At 67.4% G+C, this 17,632-nt stretch carries 12 protein-coding genes; 3 read left to right on the top strand and 9 right to left on the bottom strand.

Annotation, left to right across the window (positions count from 1 at the left end; translation table 11 throughout):
• Nucleotides 1-95: 95 nt before the first annotated feature.
• Both secA and MBENS4_RS15940 read right to left on the bottom strand, forming a co-directional pair.
• A complete protein-coding gene (gene secA, locus MBENS4_RS15945; protein ID WP_039392800.1) occupies nt 96-2,843 on the bottom strand; it encodes a preprotein translocase subunit SecA in 2,748 nt (915 codons plus the stop codon).
• Nucleotides 2,844-2,978: 135 nt separating this feature from the next.
• The gene (locus tag MBENS4_RS15940) at nt 2,979-3,299 is read right to left on the bottom strand and encodes a hypothetical protein (protein WP_239026596.1); all 321 of its coding nucleotides are present in this window, start codon (nt 3,297-3,299) and stop codon (nt 2,979-2,981) included.
• 83 nt (nt 3,300-3,382) lie between these two features.
• Between MBENS4_RS15940 and argJ the strand changes: the two genes are divergently transcribed.
• From argJ to MBENS4_RS15925, 3 genes are read left to right on the top strand one after another with little or no spacing between them, the layout of a single operon-like run.
• Entirely contained in the window at nt 3,383-4,609 is a 1,227-nt protein-coding gene (gene argJ / locus MBENS4_RS15935) for a bifunctional glutamate N-acetyltransferase/amino-acid acetyltransferase ArgJ (RefSeq protein WP_039392798.1), read from the top strand.
• 13 nt (nt 4,610-4,622) lie between these two features.
• On the top strand, nt 4,623-5,246 hold the full coding sequence (locus tag MBENS4_RS15930; RefSeq protein ID WP_039392797.1) for a glutathione S-transferase family protein: 624 nt from the start codon (nt 4,623-4,625) through the stop codon (nt 5,244-5,246).
• 23 nt (nt 5,247-5,269) lie between these two features.
• Nucleotides 5,270-6,079: an inositol monophosphatase family protein gene (locus tag MBENS4_RS15925; protein WP_039392796.1), complete on the top strand. Its 810-nt coding sequence runs from the start codon at nt 5,270-5,272 to the stop codon at nt 6,077-6,079.
• A 67-nt stretch (nt 6,080-6,146) separates the two neighbouring features.
• On the opposite strand, the gene trxA is transcribed toward MBENS4_RS15925, so the two are convergent.
• From trxA to MBENS4_RS15890, 7 genes are all read right to left on the bottom strand, one after another.
• Nucleotides 6,147-6,467, bottom strand: coding sequence for a thioredoxin (gene trxA, locus MBENS4_RS15920; protein ID WP_039392795.1), 321 nt, complete (start codon nt 6,465-6,467; stop codon nt 6,147-6,149).
• A gap of 79 nt (nt 6,468-6,546) precedes the next feature.
• Nucleotides 6,547-10,047, bottom strand: a complete 3,501-nt coding sequence (addA, locus tag MBENS4_RS15915; protein WP_039392794.1) for a double-strand break repair helicase AddA — start codon at nt 10,045-10,047, stop codon at nt 6,547-6,549.
• Nucleotides 10,044-13,088 (bottom strand): double-strand break repair protein AddB, encoded by a 3,045-nt coding sequence (gene addB, locus MBENS4_RS15910; RefSeq protein ID WP_242404979.1) that lies wholly within the window; start codon nt 13,086-13,088, stop codon nt 10,044-10,046. The genes addA and addB overlap by 4 nt, the downstream gene beginning before the upstream one ends.
• Nucleotides 13,081-13,806, bottom strand: a complete 726-nt coding sequence (locus tag MBENS4_RS15905; protein ID WP_039392793.1) for a nucleotidyltransferase family protein — start codon at nt 13,804-13,806, stop codon at nt 13,081-13,083. The genes addB and MBENS4_RS15905 overlap by 8 nt, the downstream gene beginning before the upstream one ends.
• Nucleotides 13,803-14,801 (bottom strand): aminoglycoside phosphotransferase family protein, encoded by a 999-nt coding sequence (locus MBENS4_RS15900; RefSeq protein ID WP_039392792.1) that lies wholly within the window; start codon nt 14,799-14,801, stop codon nt 13,803-13,805. The genes MBENS4_RS15905 and MBENS4_RS15900 overlap by 4 nt, the downstream gene beginning before the upstream one ends.
• On the bottom strand, nt 14,798-15,262 hold the full coding sequence (gene tsaE, locus MBENS4_RS15895; protein ID WP_039392791.1) for a tRNA (adenosine(37)-N6)-threonylcarbamoyltransferase complex ATPase subunit type 1 TsaE: 465 nt from the start codon (nt 15,260-15,262) through the stop codon (nt 14,798-14,800). The genes MBENS4_RS15900 and tsaE overlap by 4 nt, the downstream gene beginning before the upstream one ends.
• Complete coding sequence (locus MBENS4_RS15890) at nt 15,259-17,616, bottom strand: sensor histidine kinase (protein WP_039392790.1); 2,358 nt, start codon at nt 17,614-17,616, stop codon at nt 15,259-15,261. The genes tsaE and MBENS4_RS15890 overlap by 4 nt, the downstream gene beginning before the upstream one ends.
• Between the last annotated feature and the right edge of the window lie 16 nt (nt 17,617-17,632).

Here is a 17,632-nt window from a genome sequence, read left to right as displayed (position 1 = left end):
ACCGGACACACGGGTACCACCGAATGCACGAAGGCCCGGCTCCCGCGATCTGCGGGAGCCGGGCCTTCGTTCTATCCGGCCGGTCGGTCGGACCTTTAGACGAGCGCGCCGTGGCAGTGCTTGTACTTGTTGCCCGAACCGCACGGACACAGCGCGTTACGGCTGAGCTCCATGTGCGCGTAAGGGTTCTCGGCCGTGCCGCCCGGGCTTGCGGTCGCCTGCGGGCTGCCCGCGAGCGAGCCGAACAGCGCCGGATTGAGCGCCGAACCGTCACCGTCGTTCGAATTATCGAGGCCCGTCAGCGGATCGATATGCCCGGTCAGGAAGTCGGGCAGTTCGGGAAGGCTCGGCTCCTGGATCGGCTCGGGCATGCGCAGTTCGCTGATCGCCAGGATGCGGGTCACATCCTCACGGATCGCCGAGAGCATCGAGTCGAACAGGCCAAAGGCTTCCTGCTTGTACTCGTTGATCGGGGTCTTCTGCGCGTAGGCACGCAGGAACACGACCTGGCGCAGCGCGTCGAGCGTGGCGAGGTGGTCCTTCCAATGGTGGTCCAGACGATCGAGCAGGATCGACTTTTCGACCTGGCGCCAGATCGCCGGATCGTCCCTCTCCATCTTGGCGGTCATATGCGCGTCGGCGAGTTCGGCAAGGCGCTCCTCGATGCCTTCAGGATCGATGCCATCTTCCTCGACCCACGCATCGATGGGCGCTTCGACGCCCAGGATTTCCTTCGCGCGTTCCTTGAGCCCCTCGATGTTCCAGTGCTCGGGATAGGAGCCTTGCGGGCAGGCCTCGGCCACCAGCGTGTTGACCGTGTCGTGGCGCATGTCGAGCACGACGTCGTCGAGCGCCTCTGCGTCCATAATGTCCGAGCGCTGCTCGTAGATGACCTTGCGCTGGTCGTTCATCACGTCGTCGTATTCGACGACCTGCTTGCGCACTTCGTAGTTGCGCGCCTCGACCTTCTTCTGCGCCGTCTCGATGGCCTTGGAAAGCCACTTGGAACCGATCGCCTCGCCATCGGCAAGGTTGCTGTTCATCATCTTGGAGAACAGCGTGTCGGGGCCGAAGATGCGCAGGAGATCGTCTTCGAGGCACAGGTAGAACTTGGAAAGGCCGGGGTCGCCCTGACGGCCCGAACGGCCGCGCAGCTGGTTGTCGATACGGCGGCTTTCGTGGCGCTCGGTGCCGATCACGCACAGGCCGCCGGCTTCCAGCACCTGTGCCTTCTCGGCCGCGATTTCCTCCTTGATACGGGCGACACCGGCTTCACGCTCAGGCCCTTCGGGCATGTCGGCAAGCTCGGCCTCGATCCGGAACTCAAGGTTGCCACCCAGCTGGATGTCGGTGCCGCGCCCGGCCATGTTGGTGGCGATGGTCACCGCGCCCAGACGGCCTGCCTGCGCCACGATGTGCGCTTCCATCTCGTGGAAGCGGGCGTTGAGGACCGAGTGCTTGACGCCCTCCTTGTTAAGGAAGTCCGAGAGCAGTTCCGACTTCTCGATCGAGACCGTGCCGACCAGCACCGGCTGGCCGCTCTCGTGCTTGTCGCGGATCAGCTTCGCGATCGCCGCGAACTTGTCCATCGTGTTCTTGTAGAACTCGTCTTCCTCGTCGATGCGCGAAATCGGCTTGTTCGTCGGGATGGTGACGACGTTCATCTTGTAGATGTCGAAGAACTCGGCCGCCTCGGTCGCAGCCGTACCGGTCATGCCCGAGAGCTTGGGGTACATGCGGAAGTAGTTCTGGAAGGTAATCGAGGCGAGCGTCTGGTTCTCAGGCTCGATCTTGACGCCTTCCTTGGCCTCGACCGCCTGGTGCAGGCCGTTCGACCAGCGGCGTCCGTCCATCATGCGGCCCGTGAACTCGTCGATGATGACGACCTTGTCGTCCTTCACGATGTAGTCGGTGTCACGCTTGAACATGACCACGGCCTTGAGGGCCTGGTCGAGGTGGTGGACGACCTGCGTGTTCTCGACGTCGTAGAGGTTGGAGCCTTCCAGCAGCCCTTCGGCCTCGAGAATACGTTCGACCTTCTCCACGCCGTCCTCGGTCAGCGTGATGTTCTTGGTCTTCTCGTCCTTCTCGTAATCCTCGTCCGAGAGCTGCTTTACCACTGCGTCGACCGCGATGTAGAGCTCGGACTTGTCGTCGGTGGGCCCCGAGATGATGAGCGGGGTGCGCGCCTCGTCAATCAGGATCGAGTCAACCTCGTCGACGATGGCGAAGTTGAAGTCGCGCTGCACCATCTGGCTGCGCTCGTGCTTCATGTTGTCGCGCAGGTAGTCGAACCCGAACTCGTTGTTCGTGCCGTAGGTGATGTCCGCGGCATAGGCCTCGCGACGCTGGAACTCGTCGAGGTTGGGGACGATGACGCCGATGGTGAGACCCAGGAAGTTGTGGAGACGGCCCATTTCCTCGGCGTCGCGGCGAGCCAGGTAGTCGTTCACGGTGATGACGTGAACGCCCTTGCCTTCCAGCGCGTTGAGGTAGGTGGCGGTCGTTGCCACCAGGGTCTTGCCCTCACCCGTGCGCATTTCCGCGATCTCGCCGCGGTGCAGGACAATGCCGCCGATCATCTGAACGTCGAAGTGGCGCATGCCAAAGACGCGGCGCGAGGCCTCGCGCACGGTGGCAAAAGCCTCGGGAAGCAGGTCATCGAGCGTGGAGCCGTTCGCGAGCATCTCGCGGAATTTGGGAGTCTGGGCGGCCAGTTCCTCATCGCTCATCACCTCGATGGCGGGTTCGAACGCGTTGATCTGGTCGACGACCTTGCGCAGAGACTTGACGTGGCGCTCGTTGGACGAGCCGAAGATGTTCTTGACGAGTGCGCCGAGCATGGCGGAATCCCTGTTTTTAGGAGAATCTGGAAAATGCGGTGATCACGCGGCGCGAAGGTCCCTCACACAGGACACCAGGCGCACGCGGAAAAGGCCGCTCCGGTGGGGCGGCGAAATTCATGTTGGTGGGCCGCGTTATTCGCGCGCGCGGTCGATCCCGGTCTGCGCGGCCCGAACGCGCGGCGCAGCGGGCTGTCCCGGCTGGGCCGAAAGCGCGACAAGGCGCGTATTGCGAAGCCCCGGTTCGGGAAGACGGGCCAGCGCCACCGGCGCGCGCGGCGCCCGGGCCTGTCCGGTCTCGACCAGAAGCGCCACCTGCTGCGCGGAAGGCACCTGACCGGCGCGCGCCTGCGGCGCCTCGGCATGGGCGGCAAGGCCCGTCAGGAGGGCAAGCAGGGTCAATAGCAGGCGATTGGCCATGCCGGGGAGATAGTAACCCTCATCACCACTGTCCACTACCAAGCGCAATTGGTCCCAAATTTCGGCCGCTTCCTCGCCGATACTTGACCTTGCGGGGCCATGCGCTAGGCGCTTTTGCCATGAGTCATCCCGTCAGCCCGCTCGCCCAGCCCTTCCCCGAAGTGCCTGCCATTGCAGGCGTGACCCCGCATGTCGTGCGCGCGGGGTACAAGGACTGGGGCCGCTGCGACCTCACCTACGTGACCTTTACCGAGGGGACCGCGGTCGCCGGCGTGTTCACCAAGAACCTATGCTGTTCGTCCGAGGTCGAGATCGGCCGCGAGAACGTGAAGCGGGGCACCGCCCGCGCCTTGGTGGTGAATGCGGGCAATTCCAACGCCTTCACCGGCTATCGCGGGCGCGAGGCGGTCGAGCAGATCATGGACCAGGTGGCCGGGAACCTGGGCTGTGCGCGCGAGGACGTGTTCGTCTCCTCGACCGGCGTGATCGGCGTGCCGCTCCCCAAGGACAAGGCGCGCGAGGGCGTTGAAAAGGCCTTCTCCGCCGCGCCGTGCACCTGGGAAGAGGCCGCCAACACCATCGCGACGACCGACACCTTCGCCAAGGGCGCGAGCGCCACGGCCATGATCGGCGACACCAAGGTCACGCTGGGCGCCATCATCAAGGGTTCGGGCATGATCGCGCCCGACATGGCCACGATGCTGGGCTACATCTTCACCGACGCCGCCGTGGAACCGGCCTTCCTGCAGGAATGCCTCTCGGCCGCGAACCTGCGCAGCTTCTCGTGCATCACGGTCGATTCCGACACCTCGACCAGCGACACCGTGCTCGCCTTTGCGACCGGCAAGGCGGGCAATGCGCCGCTCGTCACCGCGCAGAGCTCGGGCGCCGATGCCTTTGCCGCCGCCATCCAGGACGTGTGCCGTCAGCTTGCCCACCTCGTCGTGCGCGATGGCGAAGGCGCCAACAAGTTCATCGCCGTCTCGGTGACGGGCGCGGTTTCGGACGAGAGCGCGCGCAAGGTCGGCATGGCGATTGCCAACTCGCCACTGGTGAAGACCGCCATTGCGGGTGAGGACGCGAACTGGGGCCGCGTCGTCATGGCCGTGGGCAAGGCGGGCGAACCGGCCAACCGCGACACGCTCTCCATCGGCTTCGGCGGCACCTGGGCCGCGAAGGAAGGCCTGCCGCTGGCCGACTACGACGAGGCACCGGTCGCCGCCCACCTCAAGGGCCAGGATGTCACCATCGAGGTGGACCTGGGCCTTGGCGATGGCCAGGCGACGGTGTGGACCTGCGACCTCACGCACGGTTATATCTCGATCAACGCCGACTACCGCAGCTAAGGCACAGCGCCCCATGACCGAGCCTTTCTTCCGCATCTGGGGGCGGCCCGATTCGCACAACGTGAACAAGGTCGTCTGGTTCGCCGCCGAACTGGGTCTCGCCTTCACGCGCATCGACATGGGCGGGTCCTTCGGCTTTTCCGAAGAGTACCTCGCGCAGAACCCCAACAAGCTGATCCCGACCATCGCGGACGGCAAGCTGACCTTGTGGGAATCGAACAGTATCGTGCGCTACATGGCCGCCGAATACGGTGGCCCGCGCTGGTACCTCGCCGATCCCATCGACCGTGCCCTCGCCGAGCGCTGGATGGACTGGCAGACCGGCTACGGCGCGGCGCAGAAGGACATGTACCTTGGCCTTGTGCGCACGCCCGAAGAGGCGCGCGACACCGCCACCATTGCCGCCTCGAAAGCCACATGTGAGCGACTGCTGGCCGTGCTGGACGCGCAACTTGCGACAACGCCATGGCTCTCAGGCCACCAGATCGGCGTCGGTGACATCGCGATGGGCCCGTTCATCCACTCGTGGTTCACGCTCGCACCCGAAACCGCCGACCTGCCGCACGTCCATGCCTGGTACCAGCGCCTGCTGGAACGCCCGGCCTACCGAGAGCACGTCGCCCTCCCCCTCTCCTGAGCCAGACCCGAAAGGTCCCTCCCATGATCACCCCTGCCCTGACCCGCGCCGTCGAAACCGTCATGCGCGAAGCCTCGGACCGGGCCATCAAGGCGCGCTACCGCAAGCTTGAGCTCGACCAGATCATGGACAAGGGGGTGAACGATGTCGTCACCATCGCCGACCAGGAGAGCGAGGCGATCCTGACCGCGCGCCTCTCGCAGATCCTGCCCGAAGCCTGTGTCGTGGGCGAGGAAGCGGTCGCGGCCGATCCCACGGTGATGGAAAAGCTCAAGGACAACTTGTGCTGGATCGTCGATCCGCTCGACGGGACGATGAACTTCTCGCAAGGCAAAGCGCCTTTCGGCGTCCTCGTTGCGCTCGCCGACAAGGGTGAGACCATCGGCGGCTGGATACTCGACACGCTGACCGGACGCTTCTGCCACGCAGGTCTGGGCAAGGGCGCGCATATCGGCGAGTACCGCATTAACGCACGCACCAGCGGCGAGACGCCGCCCGTCGCGGCAATCTCGACGCTGTTCATGGAAGAGGGCACGCGCGAGAAATTCATGGCGCTCGCCGCCCCGCACTACACGCTCGTCGACATCCCGCGCTGCGCGGCCGAGCAGTACCCGCGCCTGGTGCTGGGCACCAACGATGTCTCGATGTTCAACCGCACCCTGCCCTGGGACCACGCGGCGGGCGTCCTGTTCCTCAACGAAGCGGGCGGCATGGCCGCACGCCCCGACGGCACCCCATACCGCGTCGACGAATACGAGCGCCGCGATCTGGTCGGCGCCGCCTCGCCCGAGCTGTGGGCGGACTTCGCCAGGCTTGCTCTCCAGATGCACTGAACCCCTCCCGCGCCAAGGCGTGGAAGGGGTCCGGTAAGGCCCTGAAGGGCGCTTGGGATCGGTGCGATCAGATCTCGCTTTCGATCCAGCCCTTGAGCGCGTTCTTGGGCGCGGCACCCAGCTTCTGGGCGACGGCTTCGCCGTTCTTGAACAGCACCATCAGCGGGATCGACTTCACGCCGATCTGGCCGGGCACTTCGGTGTTGGCCATGATATCCATCTTGGCGATCTTGACCTTGCCGTCGAGCTCGTCCGAGATCTCTTCGAGAGCCGGGCCGATCATCTTGCACGGACCGCACCAGTCGGCCCAGAAATCGACGAGAACGGGCGTCTCGGACTTGAGGACGTCATCTTCGAAGCTGGAATCGGTTACGGCAATCGTAGGCATTGGGAGAACTCCTCGAAACGGTGTTTGATCGTCAATCTAGGGATGAAAGCGCCGCTGGCAACGGCTCGGACCGAAAGCTTTACTGCGCTGCCGCCAAGGCGGGCTTGTGCGCCTCGAGCACATCGGCGGGCACTTCGATGAGCTGCGGGCTGGACGTGTAGAGGATTCCTACCTCCACATCGCGGCCCGGGAAGGTCTGTTCAAGCGCCGCGGCATAGGCCGCCATCTGGCGCAGAACCCCGCGCGGAACCTCGCCCAGCGAAGCGGGCGGACGGCGCGAGGTCTTGTAGTCGACCAGCCGCACCCGGTCGGGCCCGATCACGAGACGGTCAATCGTGCCCGCCACCACCTGTCCGCCGACAATGGCGGCCACCGGCACTTCGGCAAGGCTGTCCGGCCCGAAGATCTCGGCCCACGCAGGATTGGCCACCACGCCAAGCGCATCGGCCAGGATCGCACTGCGCATCTCTGTTGGCAGGTCTTTCGCGTTGCGCTTGAGCCAGCGTTCGGCCTCGGCCTCACGCTGTTCGGGCGTGAGCGCGGGCAGGCGCTCCAGAAGCGCGTGGAGCACTGTCCCGCGCCGCGCGGCCTGCTGCCCGGCGCCCGGCGGAAACGGCGGATCGGGCGCATCTTCCTCACCCAGCGCCGAGGGCGCGAGCGGGCGCGGCGGGCGCGGTTCGGCGGCGGGAACACGTCCGGTCCACTCGGGCAGAGGCGCACGCAGAGGAAGTTCGGCCGGTGCCGCGCGCATCGGCACGAAGGGCCCCAGCGAACCTTGCGTGAAGGCCCCGCCCCAGATCGCGTCGGCCTCTTCCTCCTGCCCTTCGAACAGCGTGCGCAGCTGCGCGTACCAGCTCTTGGGGGCAGGCTGGCCCTTGTCGCGCGGGCCCAGCGCGCCGCCCACGAACAGCGCTTCCTCAGCTCGGGTCATGGCGACGTAGAGGAGGCGCCAGTGCTCCTGCTCGTCCGCCTCGCGCGCCTGCGCGATTTCCTCCGCCACCGGGCCCACCTTCTCCGCCTTGGACAGCGGGGGGAATGGGATGCGCCGGTTCTTGTCGCGCGGATCGGGCAGCGAAACGCCGCTTTCGCGTGCGCTTTCAGGATTGCCGGTGGCGTCGGCCAGAATCACGATGGGCGCCTGCAGGCCCTTGGAGCCGTGCACGGTCATCACGCGCACCTGCCCGCCTGCGTTGTCCGCCTCGCGCTTCAGTTCGCCATCGCCTGCCTCGAACCAGGCGAGGAAACCCGCAAGGCTGGGCGTGTCGGTGACGGCATAGGCGCGCGCGGCGTTGACCAGCTCGTCGATGGGATCGCCCGCCTCACTGCCCAGCCGCGCGATCAGCTTGCGCCGCGCCCTCCACGGGCCAACGAGCAGCCACTGCAAGAGCGCATGGGGCGGCTCGTAATCGGCCAGCGCAAGCAGTTCGCCCAGCTGGAGCAGCGTGCGCCCGACCTCGGCGTCCGAAGAGGCGCGCAGGTGGTCCCACAAGCGCACGTGCTTGTCGCGGTAGCCATGGGCAAGCAGCTGTTCCTGACTCCAGCCGACAAGCGGGGATACGAGCAGGCTCGCCAGGTTCAGATCGTCGAGCGGCTGGGCTGCAAAGCGCAGCGCCGCGACCAGGTCCTTGACCGCCAGCGGCGCGCCCAGACGCAGACGGTCGACACCGGCCACGTCCACGCCAGCAGCATGAAGGCGCGCAACGATGAGACCCGCGAGCTCCTTGCGCTGGCGCACCAGCACCATGATGTCGCCTGCCGTCGCGCGGCGAACCTTGCCCTTGGAAAGCGTGAAGCCATCGCCATGCGGGTCGAGCCACTCGCGCACCTGCTGCGCGATGCGGTCGGCCATCTGGCGGTTGGGGCCGGAGAGCCAGGTCTCCTCGCCTTCGTCCCCCTCGCCCGGATCCTCCGGAGCCTCTTCCTCTTCGCCCGTGTCGAAACCGACCGGACGCCACAGCGCGACGTAGCCCGGGCGCTCCTCGCCCTGGTGGCGCTGCGCAGCCCGGTCGAGGCCGAAGCGTTCATGGCCGATCCCGGCAATCGCCTGGTCGACGAAATCGAGGACGGGCTGCGCTGTCCGGAAGCTGCGCTCCAGCCCCAGTTCCTGCATCTCGCGCGGTTCGTATTCGGCGCGAAGCTGCGCGGCATTGCGCGCAGCCGCGCGCATCAGGCTGCGCACGCGCCCGGCGGCCTTGCGGAAGTTCTCCGGGCTGGTGCCCTGAAAGCGGAAGATCGCCTGCTTGTAGTCGCCCACGACGAAGAGCGTGCGCAGCCGGTCCTCGTGCTGGCCCGCGCCCGCCCAGAACTCCTCGGCCATCGCGAAGATGATGTCCCACTGCTGCTCGTTCGTGTCCTGCGCCTCGTCGACGAGGATGTGATCGAATTGGCGGTCAAGCTTGTAGCGGATCCAGTCCGCCTGCGCCTTGTCCTTGAGGAGCGAGGCGGCGCGGCGGATCTGATCGTCGAAATCGATCAGGCCCTCACGGCTCTTCGCTTCGTCCCAGGCAATCGCAAAGGCCCGGCCCAGTCGCAGCGAAGGGACCAGATGATCGACAAGATCAAGCATCGCGCGCAAGGTGCGCACCCCCTCGATCCCCGCCACCACGCGCGCGGCGTAGTCGGGATAGGAGGGCTCCAACTTGTCCTGCGACTTGCTAGCCTTGGGCTCGCCCTTCTGGGTAAGGAAGGCCTTGGCCATGTCGTCAATGGAGGCCGCGCGCTGGGTCGGATTGCCCAGCAGCCACTCGCTGATCCGGTCGACCGCTTCCAGGCCGGTCTTGGTGTTCCACTCGTGGTTCACCTCCATGCAGCGGCGCAGCGAAGCCACGTCGAAACGCGCATCCGAGCACAGTTCAGCCAGCATGTCGGCGTCGGCCTGCGGGGGAAGGTCCAGGAGGCGCAGGACATGCGCGCGCATGTCACCCGCCTGCCAGCTTCCCGGCCCGAACCAGACCTCGCGCGCGCCTGCGCAGCGCAGCAGGAAGCCCACCACGGCATCGGGACCATGGCGCAGCGACAGCGCCGAGATCGCATCGAGCAGCTGCGGATCGCCGAGCGGGTCCTCCTCAGCTTCGACCAGGAGATCGGCCAGGACCTGCTTGGCGAGCAACGTGCGTTCGCGGTCCTCCATCGGGCGGCTGCCCGGAATGAGGTCCGCTTCCAGCGGGAAGGTCGCGAGCAGCCACTGCGAGAAGGCGTGGATGGTGTCGATACGAAGCCCGCCGCCCGGGCAATCGAGCACGGCGGCAAAGAGCGTGCGCGCGCGCGCCATCGTCGCGCCATCGGTCGGCGCGCCGATGGCTTCAAGGCGCGGAAAAAGCTCGACATCCTCCATGCGGACCCATTCGGCGAGCGTGCCGTTGATGCGCGCGGCCATCTCGGTTGCGCCCGCCTTGGTGAAGGTCAGGCACAGGATCTGCGAGGGGGAGATCCCCGGCTGGAGCAGCAGGCGCAGCACGCGCGAGGAGAGCACCTGCGTCTTGCCCGTTCCCGCCGAAGCGGAAAGCCAGACAGTGTCGAGCGGGTTCACCGCGGGCATCTGGTTGCCGTGCAGCGGGTAGACCTTGGCCGGGCCGCTCATGGGGTGTCCTCCTTGCGGGCGGGCTTGCCCAGCCCGGTAATCCATTCGTCGAGGCGCATCAGCTGGTCATAATCGGAATAGAGATCGAGGTCGGGATTGAGCCGCGCGGTGAAGGGCTCGTTGCCCAGAATCCAGCGGCTGAGCGCATCGTCCAGATACTCGCGCGTGCGGTCGAGGAACTCTTCGCGCACGAGGCCCGACTTCTTGCGGCCCTCGCGCACCGGCTCGTTCATGTAGCCGATCGAGCCGTCCTTGGCCTTGGCCATCGACCAGTATTCAAAGCCCGTAACCTCTCCGGCGACGCCTTCGAAGCCTCCCGCCTCTACGATGAGACCGGTGACGCCAAGTTGGAGCGCAAAGCCCTCTTCGACGCGCGTGCCCGAGGGCGGCTGGCCGGTCTTGTAATCGACCACCGCAATGGTGCCATCGGCCTTGCGGTCGAGCCGGTCGGTGCGACCCAGGATCGTGACGTCGCGGTAGTCCATGCGGCCCCACTTCTCGACGCCCAGAACCTCGCGGCCTTCTTCCTTGCCCGCCAGGACAAGGCCCTCGAACGTTTCCAGCGCGGCGGACAGGCGCGGCCACCACAAGGCGCGCATCAGCGGGTGGGCGCTCTCATCGTCGAGCACCTTTTGCGCAATGGCGTGGAGGCCCTCCTTGGGTTCGCCCGCCTCGTGCCACTTCTGCATGATGAGGTGCGCGATCTCGCCGCGCCAGGCCGCGCTCGGCTCGGCATCGAGGCTGTCGAGGCTGCGCAGCTTGAGGACCGCGCTGGCGTAGAACTGGTAGGGATCGCCGCGCAGGCGGTCGAGCCCCGTGACCGAGACGGCGACTCGGCGCTGCTCGGCGCTGGGCATGGGCTGCGGGCGCGGATGGGGCGCGGCGCGCGGCGCGTCGTCGATAAGGCGGGCGAGGCGCGGGATCTCGCGCTCCAGATGGCGCCCGACCTGATCGCCCAGCATCGCCTTCACGCGCAGGACGAAGCGCGAGGGGATGACGGGACCGCCCTCATCGCGCTGCGCCCAGCTCAGCACCACCTCGGGTGCACCCAGTGCAGCGGCGAGGTCGTGTGCGGCAAGGCCGATGCGGAAATCCGCGCCCGGCACGCCCAGAGCGCGCAGGACAGCTGGCGGCAGGAGCGAATCCTGCGACGGACTGGCAGGCCAGACACCCTCGGTGAGGCCCCCGCAGATGACGAGATCGGCGCGGCTCATGCGCGCTTCGAGAAGGCCGTAGATCGACACGCGCGGATGTCCGCCCCAGGGAGGTCGCACCGAGGTGCGGTCCATCGCGTCGCGCAGCACCGCGTGGATATCGCGCGCATCGACAAGCGTGCCCGCTGCCGACGCTCCGGCGCGCAGTTCCTCGATGAAGGCGCTGAGCGCGCGGCCATCCGCGCCGGTCCACAGGTTCTCACCGCACAGCGCCTCGGCCGCTTCGGTCAGGACACCCAGCGCCTTTTCAAGCGGTTCGGCGGCGTAGAGTTCGAACAGGGGCGCAAGGCAGGCCTCGACCTTCTCCCACCATGTGCCCAGCCGGTTGTCCTTGGCGAGCGCAGCCAGAGGGGCGAGCCCGGCGGCCGGACGCGGCCCGCGCAGCGCCAGATCGAGACGGCGCGCGGATTCGAGCCAGCGCGCACGGCCCTCCCCGCTCCCTGCCAGCGGATGCGTGAGGAGTGCGATGAGCGGAACCGGAGCGCCCTGTTCGGCCAGAACTTCGGCCACCAGCAGGAAGAGACGGCCCGCCGCCGTCTGCGGCAGGGGCTGGCCTGCGGTGTCATCCGCCGTGATCCCCCAGCGCTGAAGATGCGAGACAACGCGCGCGGCAAGGCCGCGGTCGGGTGTCACCAGCGCGACGCGGCGTTCAGGGGTTTCCAGCGCCTCGCGGATAAGGAGCGCGATGGCCTGCGCTTCCTCGCCGGGATGGACGCTCTCCATCAGCCGCACGTCGGAAAGACGGCGCTTGTCGGCGGGCAGGCTCACCCAGGCCGCCGAGGCGCGCGGCGGCAGGAAGAGGTTGGAAATCGCCGCCTTGCGCTCGGGCGGCGAGGCCGCCATCCCCGAACGGTGCCAAGGTCGCACGTCCGTGCGCGACAGGCCCATGCGGTTGAGCAGGAGCTTCAGGTGATACTGGGGGTGCGTGACCGCATCGTGGCGCCCGAACGGCGGGTCCTCGGGCTCGGCGGGCTTGCCGGCGCTGCCCAGTTCCTCCCAGACCTCCGGATCGAGGCCAAGGTCAAGATCGGGCAGGATCACCGCGCCATCGCGCAGTTCGCTCACCACCCGCAGGAGGCGCGCAAGCGCGGGCGAGGCGCTGGTGACACCCGCCGCGACGATGGGGAATTCGGGCGGGTTCGCCGCCCAGCTCTCGGCGGCATGGGCGAAGAGACGGTTGCGCCGCTCAGGCGCGTCGATCTCGCCGCGCCCTGCCAGTTCCGCGATCCAGAACTGCTGGACCTTGAGGAAGCTGCGGGTGTTGTCCTCCCAGTGCTTCGAGAGGTCACCAACGATGGCCACGACCTCGTCGGAAAGGAGATCGATCGGCGCGATGCCTTCGACCAGGAGCCGATCCATGGTGCTGCCAAGTTCGAAGGCACGGCGCAAAAGCGCAGGCCCCTTGCCCGCCGCATCGCCTTCGACATGGCGCAGGTAATGGGCCAGACGCAGCCAGCGGCGCGTGGGATCGCAGGCGGGCGGAATGTCCGCCGCGCCCAGGGGATCGAGCAAGGGCCCGAGCGCCTCGTCAAGATCAAGATCGCCCACCACCGCCATGCGCGGCAGCAACATGCCCGTGGGCGCGCGCGCACCGTCGGCGGTCTCGGTTCCCATGCCCTGCTCGCCCGCATAGCGCACGAAGGCCTCGGTCACCGTACGTACGGTGCGTCGGCTGGGGAGCAGCAGGGTCAGGCGCGCAAGGCCCAGATCCGCATCGGCGTAGCGCGGCACGAGACCTGCTACGAGCGCATCGGCAAACCCGCGGTGGGCGGCAATCGAATAGACACTGGGCGAAGGCTCGTCCCCCGCCGCAAACAGATCAGGCACCAAGGAGATACTCTTCGGTCGGCTTGATCGCGCCGGGCTCGCCCACCTCGAACCACTCGCCCTGATGCGAAATGCCGAACAGGCGGCCTTCCTCGATGGCGCGGCTCCACAGGATATTGGTCGAGAACGGGCCTTCAGGCGCCTCGCGCAGGAGGCGCTTCGAAACGATCTGGATGCCGGTGTAAATGAAGGGCGCGACACGGCCCGGCTTGCGGCGCGAAACGCGGCCCTCGGCGTCGAGGTGGAAGTCGCCCTCGCCCCGGTAGTTGCGCGCGCGGGCGTGCGGCACCATCAGGAGCAGCGCGTCCATCCGCTCGGGATCCCAGCCGTTCGAAAGGTCGGCAAAGACGTTCTCGGGGCCATCGAGCCAGATGTTGTCGCTGTTGAGGCAGAAGAAGGGATCAGGCAGCGTGTCGGCTGCATGGACCATGCCCCCGCCCGTTTCCAGAAGCTGCGCGCGTTCATCGGAAATGACCGTCTTCGGGCCTGCCTTGCGCACCTCCAGATGCCCTTCCAGGGCATCGGCCATATAGTGCACGTTGACCACGGCCTGCGCGATACCCGCCGCCTCGAGCTTGTCGAGCGCGTGGTCGATCAGCGCCTTGTGCGCCACACGCACGAGCGGCTTGGGCTGGGTCGCGGTGAGCGGACGCATCCGCTTGCCCAGGCCTGCGGCCAGGATCATCGCGGTATCGCTGGCAAGGGGGGCGCGGCTCACAGCGCGAAGCTCCCGCCCTTGGCCTGGCGCAATTCGGCCGGGATGTTGGCGGCGAACCACTCCGCCACGGGGGCGAGCGCGGGGTGCGCGAGATCGCGTTCGAGATGCGCCCATACGCGCGGGATCATGTCGAGATAGCGCGGCTTCCCATCGCGCTTCCACAGGCGCACGAAAATGCCCACGATCTTGGCGTTGCGCTGGGCGCCAAGGCGCGCGTAATCGGCCAGGAGAACCTCCGGATCACAGCCGGTCGCGCGCACGTAATGCGCGATCATCGCCTGCTCGACTTCGGGCGAGACGTCGCGGCGCGCGTCCTGCAAGAGCGAGACGAGGTCGTAGGCCCGGTGCCCGACCAGCGCGTCCTGGAAGTCCAGCAGGCCCTGCTTTTCCAGCGAGCCCAGGAGCATGATGTTCTCGGCGTGGTAATCGCGCAGCACCGCGACGCCCGGACGCTGGCGCGGCAGGAGATCGGCCAGCACAGTCTCCCAGGCCTTGGCGTAGCCTTCGACATCGACGTAGAGCTTTTGCGCGGGCACGTACCACTCGGTAAAGAGCCTCGTCTCGCGCAGGTACTCGCTCAGCGTGTAGTCGTTGAACGGGCCGCCCGGGAGGTCATGGAGCTGGACCAGCGCGTCGACCGCGCCGGTGTAGATCGCCATTTCGTCGCCCGGCCACTCATCGAGGTAATCGCGCACGCGTGCATCGCCGAAGTCCTCCAGCAGCACGAAACCCTGCGCGGCGTCCTCGGCCAGGATGCGCGGGGAACGCAGGCCATTGTCATCGAGCCAGCGCGCGGCGCGCAGGAAGGGCACCGGATCCTCGTTGGGCGGCGGCGCGTGCATCAGCATGGCCGAGGCGTCCTCACCCCGGCGCAGGCGGAAATAGCGGCGGAACGAGGCATCGCCAGGCAGCGGCTCCACGCGCGCGTCCCCCCAGCCAGCCTTGGCCACAAACGAATCGAGCCCTTCAGGGCCTGTCACACCAGCGTCTGTCATTTCGGCATCCGCCCTAGCCAATCCGCCCCGCCCCGGGCAATGGCGATGCGCCCGGCATCCGCAACTTCGAGCGCAAGCGTGAGGCAGGCGGGCTCATGTTCAAAGCCTCCGGCGTGATCGGGCCACTCGGCGATGAGGGCTGCGCCCTCGCGGTATTCGTCAAGACCGATCTCATAGGCCTCGTCGGGATGTTCGAGCCGGTAGAAATCGGCGTGGACCAGCGGCAGGCGTACCCCCGTGCCGTCCGGGCCCGGCTCGTAGACCTCGATGATCGCAAAACTGGGCGAGGGAACCTCGCCCTCGTGCCCAAGCCCTGCGACGATGGCGCGCGCAAGGGTGGTCTTGCCTGCGCCAAGCCCGCCTTCGAGCGCGACCACGTCCCCGGGGCGCAGCGCCTCGGCAATCGTTCTGCCCAGCCGTTCCATGGCGGCAAGGTCAGGAAGTTCGAGTGTCGTAGTCATGGCAGCTCCACGAGGGCCTGGGTGCCCTGGCCGGGCTCGGATTGCAGTGTCAGGGTGCCGCCGTGCGCCTCAATCAGCTGGCGGGCGAGCGGCAGGCCGAGCCCCTGGCGGCGCTCCACGCTCTTGCCGTCGGCGCTAACCTTCATCCCGTCGAGCGCGCGGGCGAGCGTACGCCCGTCCATGCCTGCGCCCTTGTCCTCGACCTGGATCCGCACGACGTCGGCACCTGCCGCATTTCTCTTGCGCGTGGCCTGCAAAAGGATGCGCCCTCCCTTGGGCGAAGCGCCGATGGCGTTATCGAGCAGCGCGCCGACGGCCCGGGCAAGGCGCTTGCGGTCCGCCTCGATCGGGCGCAGCAGGCCATCTGCGCGCAGGTCGAGCGTGAGCTCCATGGCGTCGAGCCGCCCCACCCTCTCCTCGGCCACCTGACGCAGGAACGGCATGAGATCGAGCGGCTCCTTGCGCAGCGGCAACATGCCCGCCTCGCTCTGCGAGAGGTCGAGCAGGCTCTCGATATGTTCGCCCAACTGCGTGACGGAAGCCAGGATCGCCGCGAGGTATTCCTTGCCGCTGTCGTTGAGGTCTCCGCCGATGCCCGCATCCAGCATCTCGGCAAAGCCGCCGATGGTGGTGAGCGGGGTGCGCAACTCATAGCTCATGCTCGCCAGGAAGCGCGTCTTGATCGCGTCGGCCTCGACGAGCGCGGCGTTGCTCTCGCGCAGGGCATCCTCGGCCTTTTGCGAATCGGTAATGTCAAGGACGGCCAGAAGCCCGTTCCCGTCCGGCAGCGGAACGCCCGCGAACTCAAGGATACGCCCGTCGGAAAGCGCGATACGCCCACCCTTCTGCGTCCGGTCAAGCGTGGAGGCGCGCACCACGTTGCCCACCTTCTCCGCCTCGGCACCGCGGCGAAGACGCGGCGCGATCTTCTTGAGCAGGGACTCGACGTGCGGGTGGGTGTCGAGGAAATCGCTCTCCAACCCCCAGTCGTTGGCAAAGCGCCGGTTCCAGATCTGCATGCGGCCATCGGGCGCAAAAACGGCAATGGATTCGAAAAGGCTGTCGACGATGGCCGTGCGCGTGCGCAGCAGCGTGTCCCGCATGGCCGAGAGGCGCAGCTGCTCGGTGCGATCCTCGGCAATGAGGAGCAGCCCGCCATCGGGGAGCGGCTGGGCGACAATGCGCATGTAGGTGCCATCAGGCAGGGTCCAGGCTTCCTCACGGGTGGCGTCGGAGAGGAACCAGGCCGTCTTCTCGCGGCGCCAGGCCGGAAAGTCGCGCACTTCGGGCACACGCCCGGCATCGCGCGCGGCATCGAGCAGACGCTCGAACGCCGGTGGATCGTGCTCGGCGCTGGCAGGCAGGTTGAACACCCGCTGGAAAGGCTGGTTGGCAAAGGACAGGCGGCGCTGGCGGTCGAACTGGGCGACACCGGCCGAAAGCTGATCAAGCAGCGCACGCTGCGCATCGCGGAAGGCGCGGAACGAGCGCGAGAGCTCTTCCATGTCCTCGATATCGACCGCATAGCCGGCCACGCCCTCGCCGCCGAGTGGGAGGTCGGAGACGCGCAGCGCCCGGCGCTCGCCGTCGATGGTGGTGGAGACCACGCGCTCGACCGGCACGTTGCGCTCGGCCGCCTGCAGCGCGACATCGCCCGGCGTAAAGCCTTCGACCGTCTCGATCAGTTCGATCCCTGCGTTGACGACCTGTTCCGCGCTCTGGCCGCCCACGGCGTCGACATAGGCGCGGTTGACGAGTTGCAGCGCGCCATCGGGGCGGCGGAACCACATCGGCATCGGCGCGGCCTCGATCAGCGAGACGAGCGCGCTGAAATCACCCCGCGCGCGGGCCGCCTCTTCGCGCAGGCGGCTGAGTTCGCTCTCGCTTTCGGAAAAGTCGAAGACCCAGACCAGCGCCGCGCCGCCGGGCGAAACCTGCGGATCGGCCAGGTGCCCACGCAAGGCCAGGCTGCGCGAGGAATTGCGCGGCGTCGCGGCCAGACGAAAGGGCGAGGCCGTCTTCTGGGTGCGGCGCACCGCTTCGGCCAGTTCGGTCAGCTTGTCGGCGGGCAGCCCCCGCTCGCCGGTGTCGAGTTCGGTCAGGTACTGCGGCACGGAATCGAGCCCGAGCCACTGCGCCAGCCGGGGCGAGGCTTCGATCCGGCCGTCCGAGCGGACCAGCAAGGGCAGCGCGGGGCTCTCCTCGATCATCCGGGCAAGCCGGCGGGCCGAGCGAAGCTGCATTTCGGCACGCTTCTGGCGGCGCCGCGCAACGAGGATCGCCCAGGCCGCCGCCAGCGTCCAGGCCGCGAGCAGAATGCCGATCACGAGGGGCAGAAAACGATCAGTCTCCATCACTCTTGGCTATGGT

Origin of the sequence: Novosphingobium sp. MBES04, from assembly GCF_000813185.1 — a bacterium.
GTDB lineage: Bacteria > Pseudomonadota > Alphaproteobacteria > Sphingomonadales > Sphingomonadaceae > Novosphingobium > Novosphingobium decolorationis.
Note: the sequence above shows the minus strand (reverse complement) of the source record. Positions and strands in the feature narration are given on the sequence as shown.

What these genes read in the sequence shown, in the direction of transcription:
- secA (WP_039392800.1), bottom strand. Translation starts at nt 2,843, where the DNA reads ATGCTCGGCGCACTCGTCAAGAACATCTTCGGCTCGTCCAACGAGCGC.
- argJ (WP_039392798.1), top strand. Translation starts at nt 3,383, where the DNA reads ATGAGTCATCCCGTCAGCCCGCTCGCCCAGCCCTTCCCCGAAGTGCCT.
- MBENS4_RS15930 (WP_039392797.1), top strand. Translation starts at nt 4,623, where the DNA reads ATGACCGAGCCTTTCTTCCGCATCTGGGGGCGGCCCGATTCGCACAAC.
- MBENS4_RS15925 (WP_039392796.1), top strand. Translation starts at nt 5,270, where the DNA reads ATGATCACCCCTGCCCTGACCCGCGCCGTCGAAACCGTCATGCGCGAA.
- trxA (WP_039392795.1), bottom strand. Translation starts at nt 6,467, where the DNA reads ATGCCTACGATTGCCGTAACCGATTCCAGCTTCGAAGATGACGTCCTC.
- addA (WP_039392794.1), bottom strand. Translation starts at nt 10,047, where the DNA reads ATGAGCGGCCCGGCCAAGGTCTACCCGCTGCACGGCAACCAGATGCCC.
- MBENS4_RS15900 (WP_039392792.1), bottom strand. Translation starts at nt 14,801, where the DNA reads ATGACAGACGCTGGTGTGACAGGCCCTGAAGGGCTCGATTCGTTTGTG.
- tsaE (WP_039392791.1), bottom strand. Translation starts at nt 15,262, where the DNA reads ATGACTACGACACTCGAACTTCCTGACCTTGCCGCCATGGAACGGCTG.
- MBENS4_RS15890 (WP_039392790.1), bottom strand. Translation starts at nt 17,616, where the DNA reads ATGGAGACTGATCGTTTTCTGCCCCTCGTGATCGGCATTCTGCTCGCG.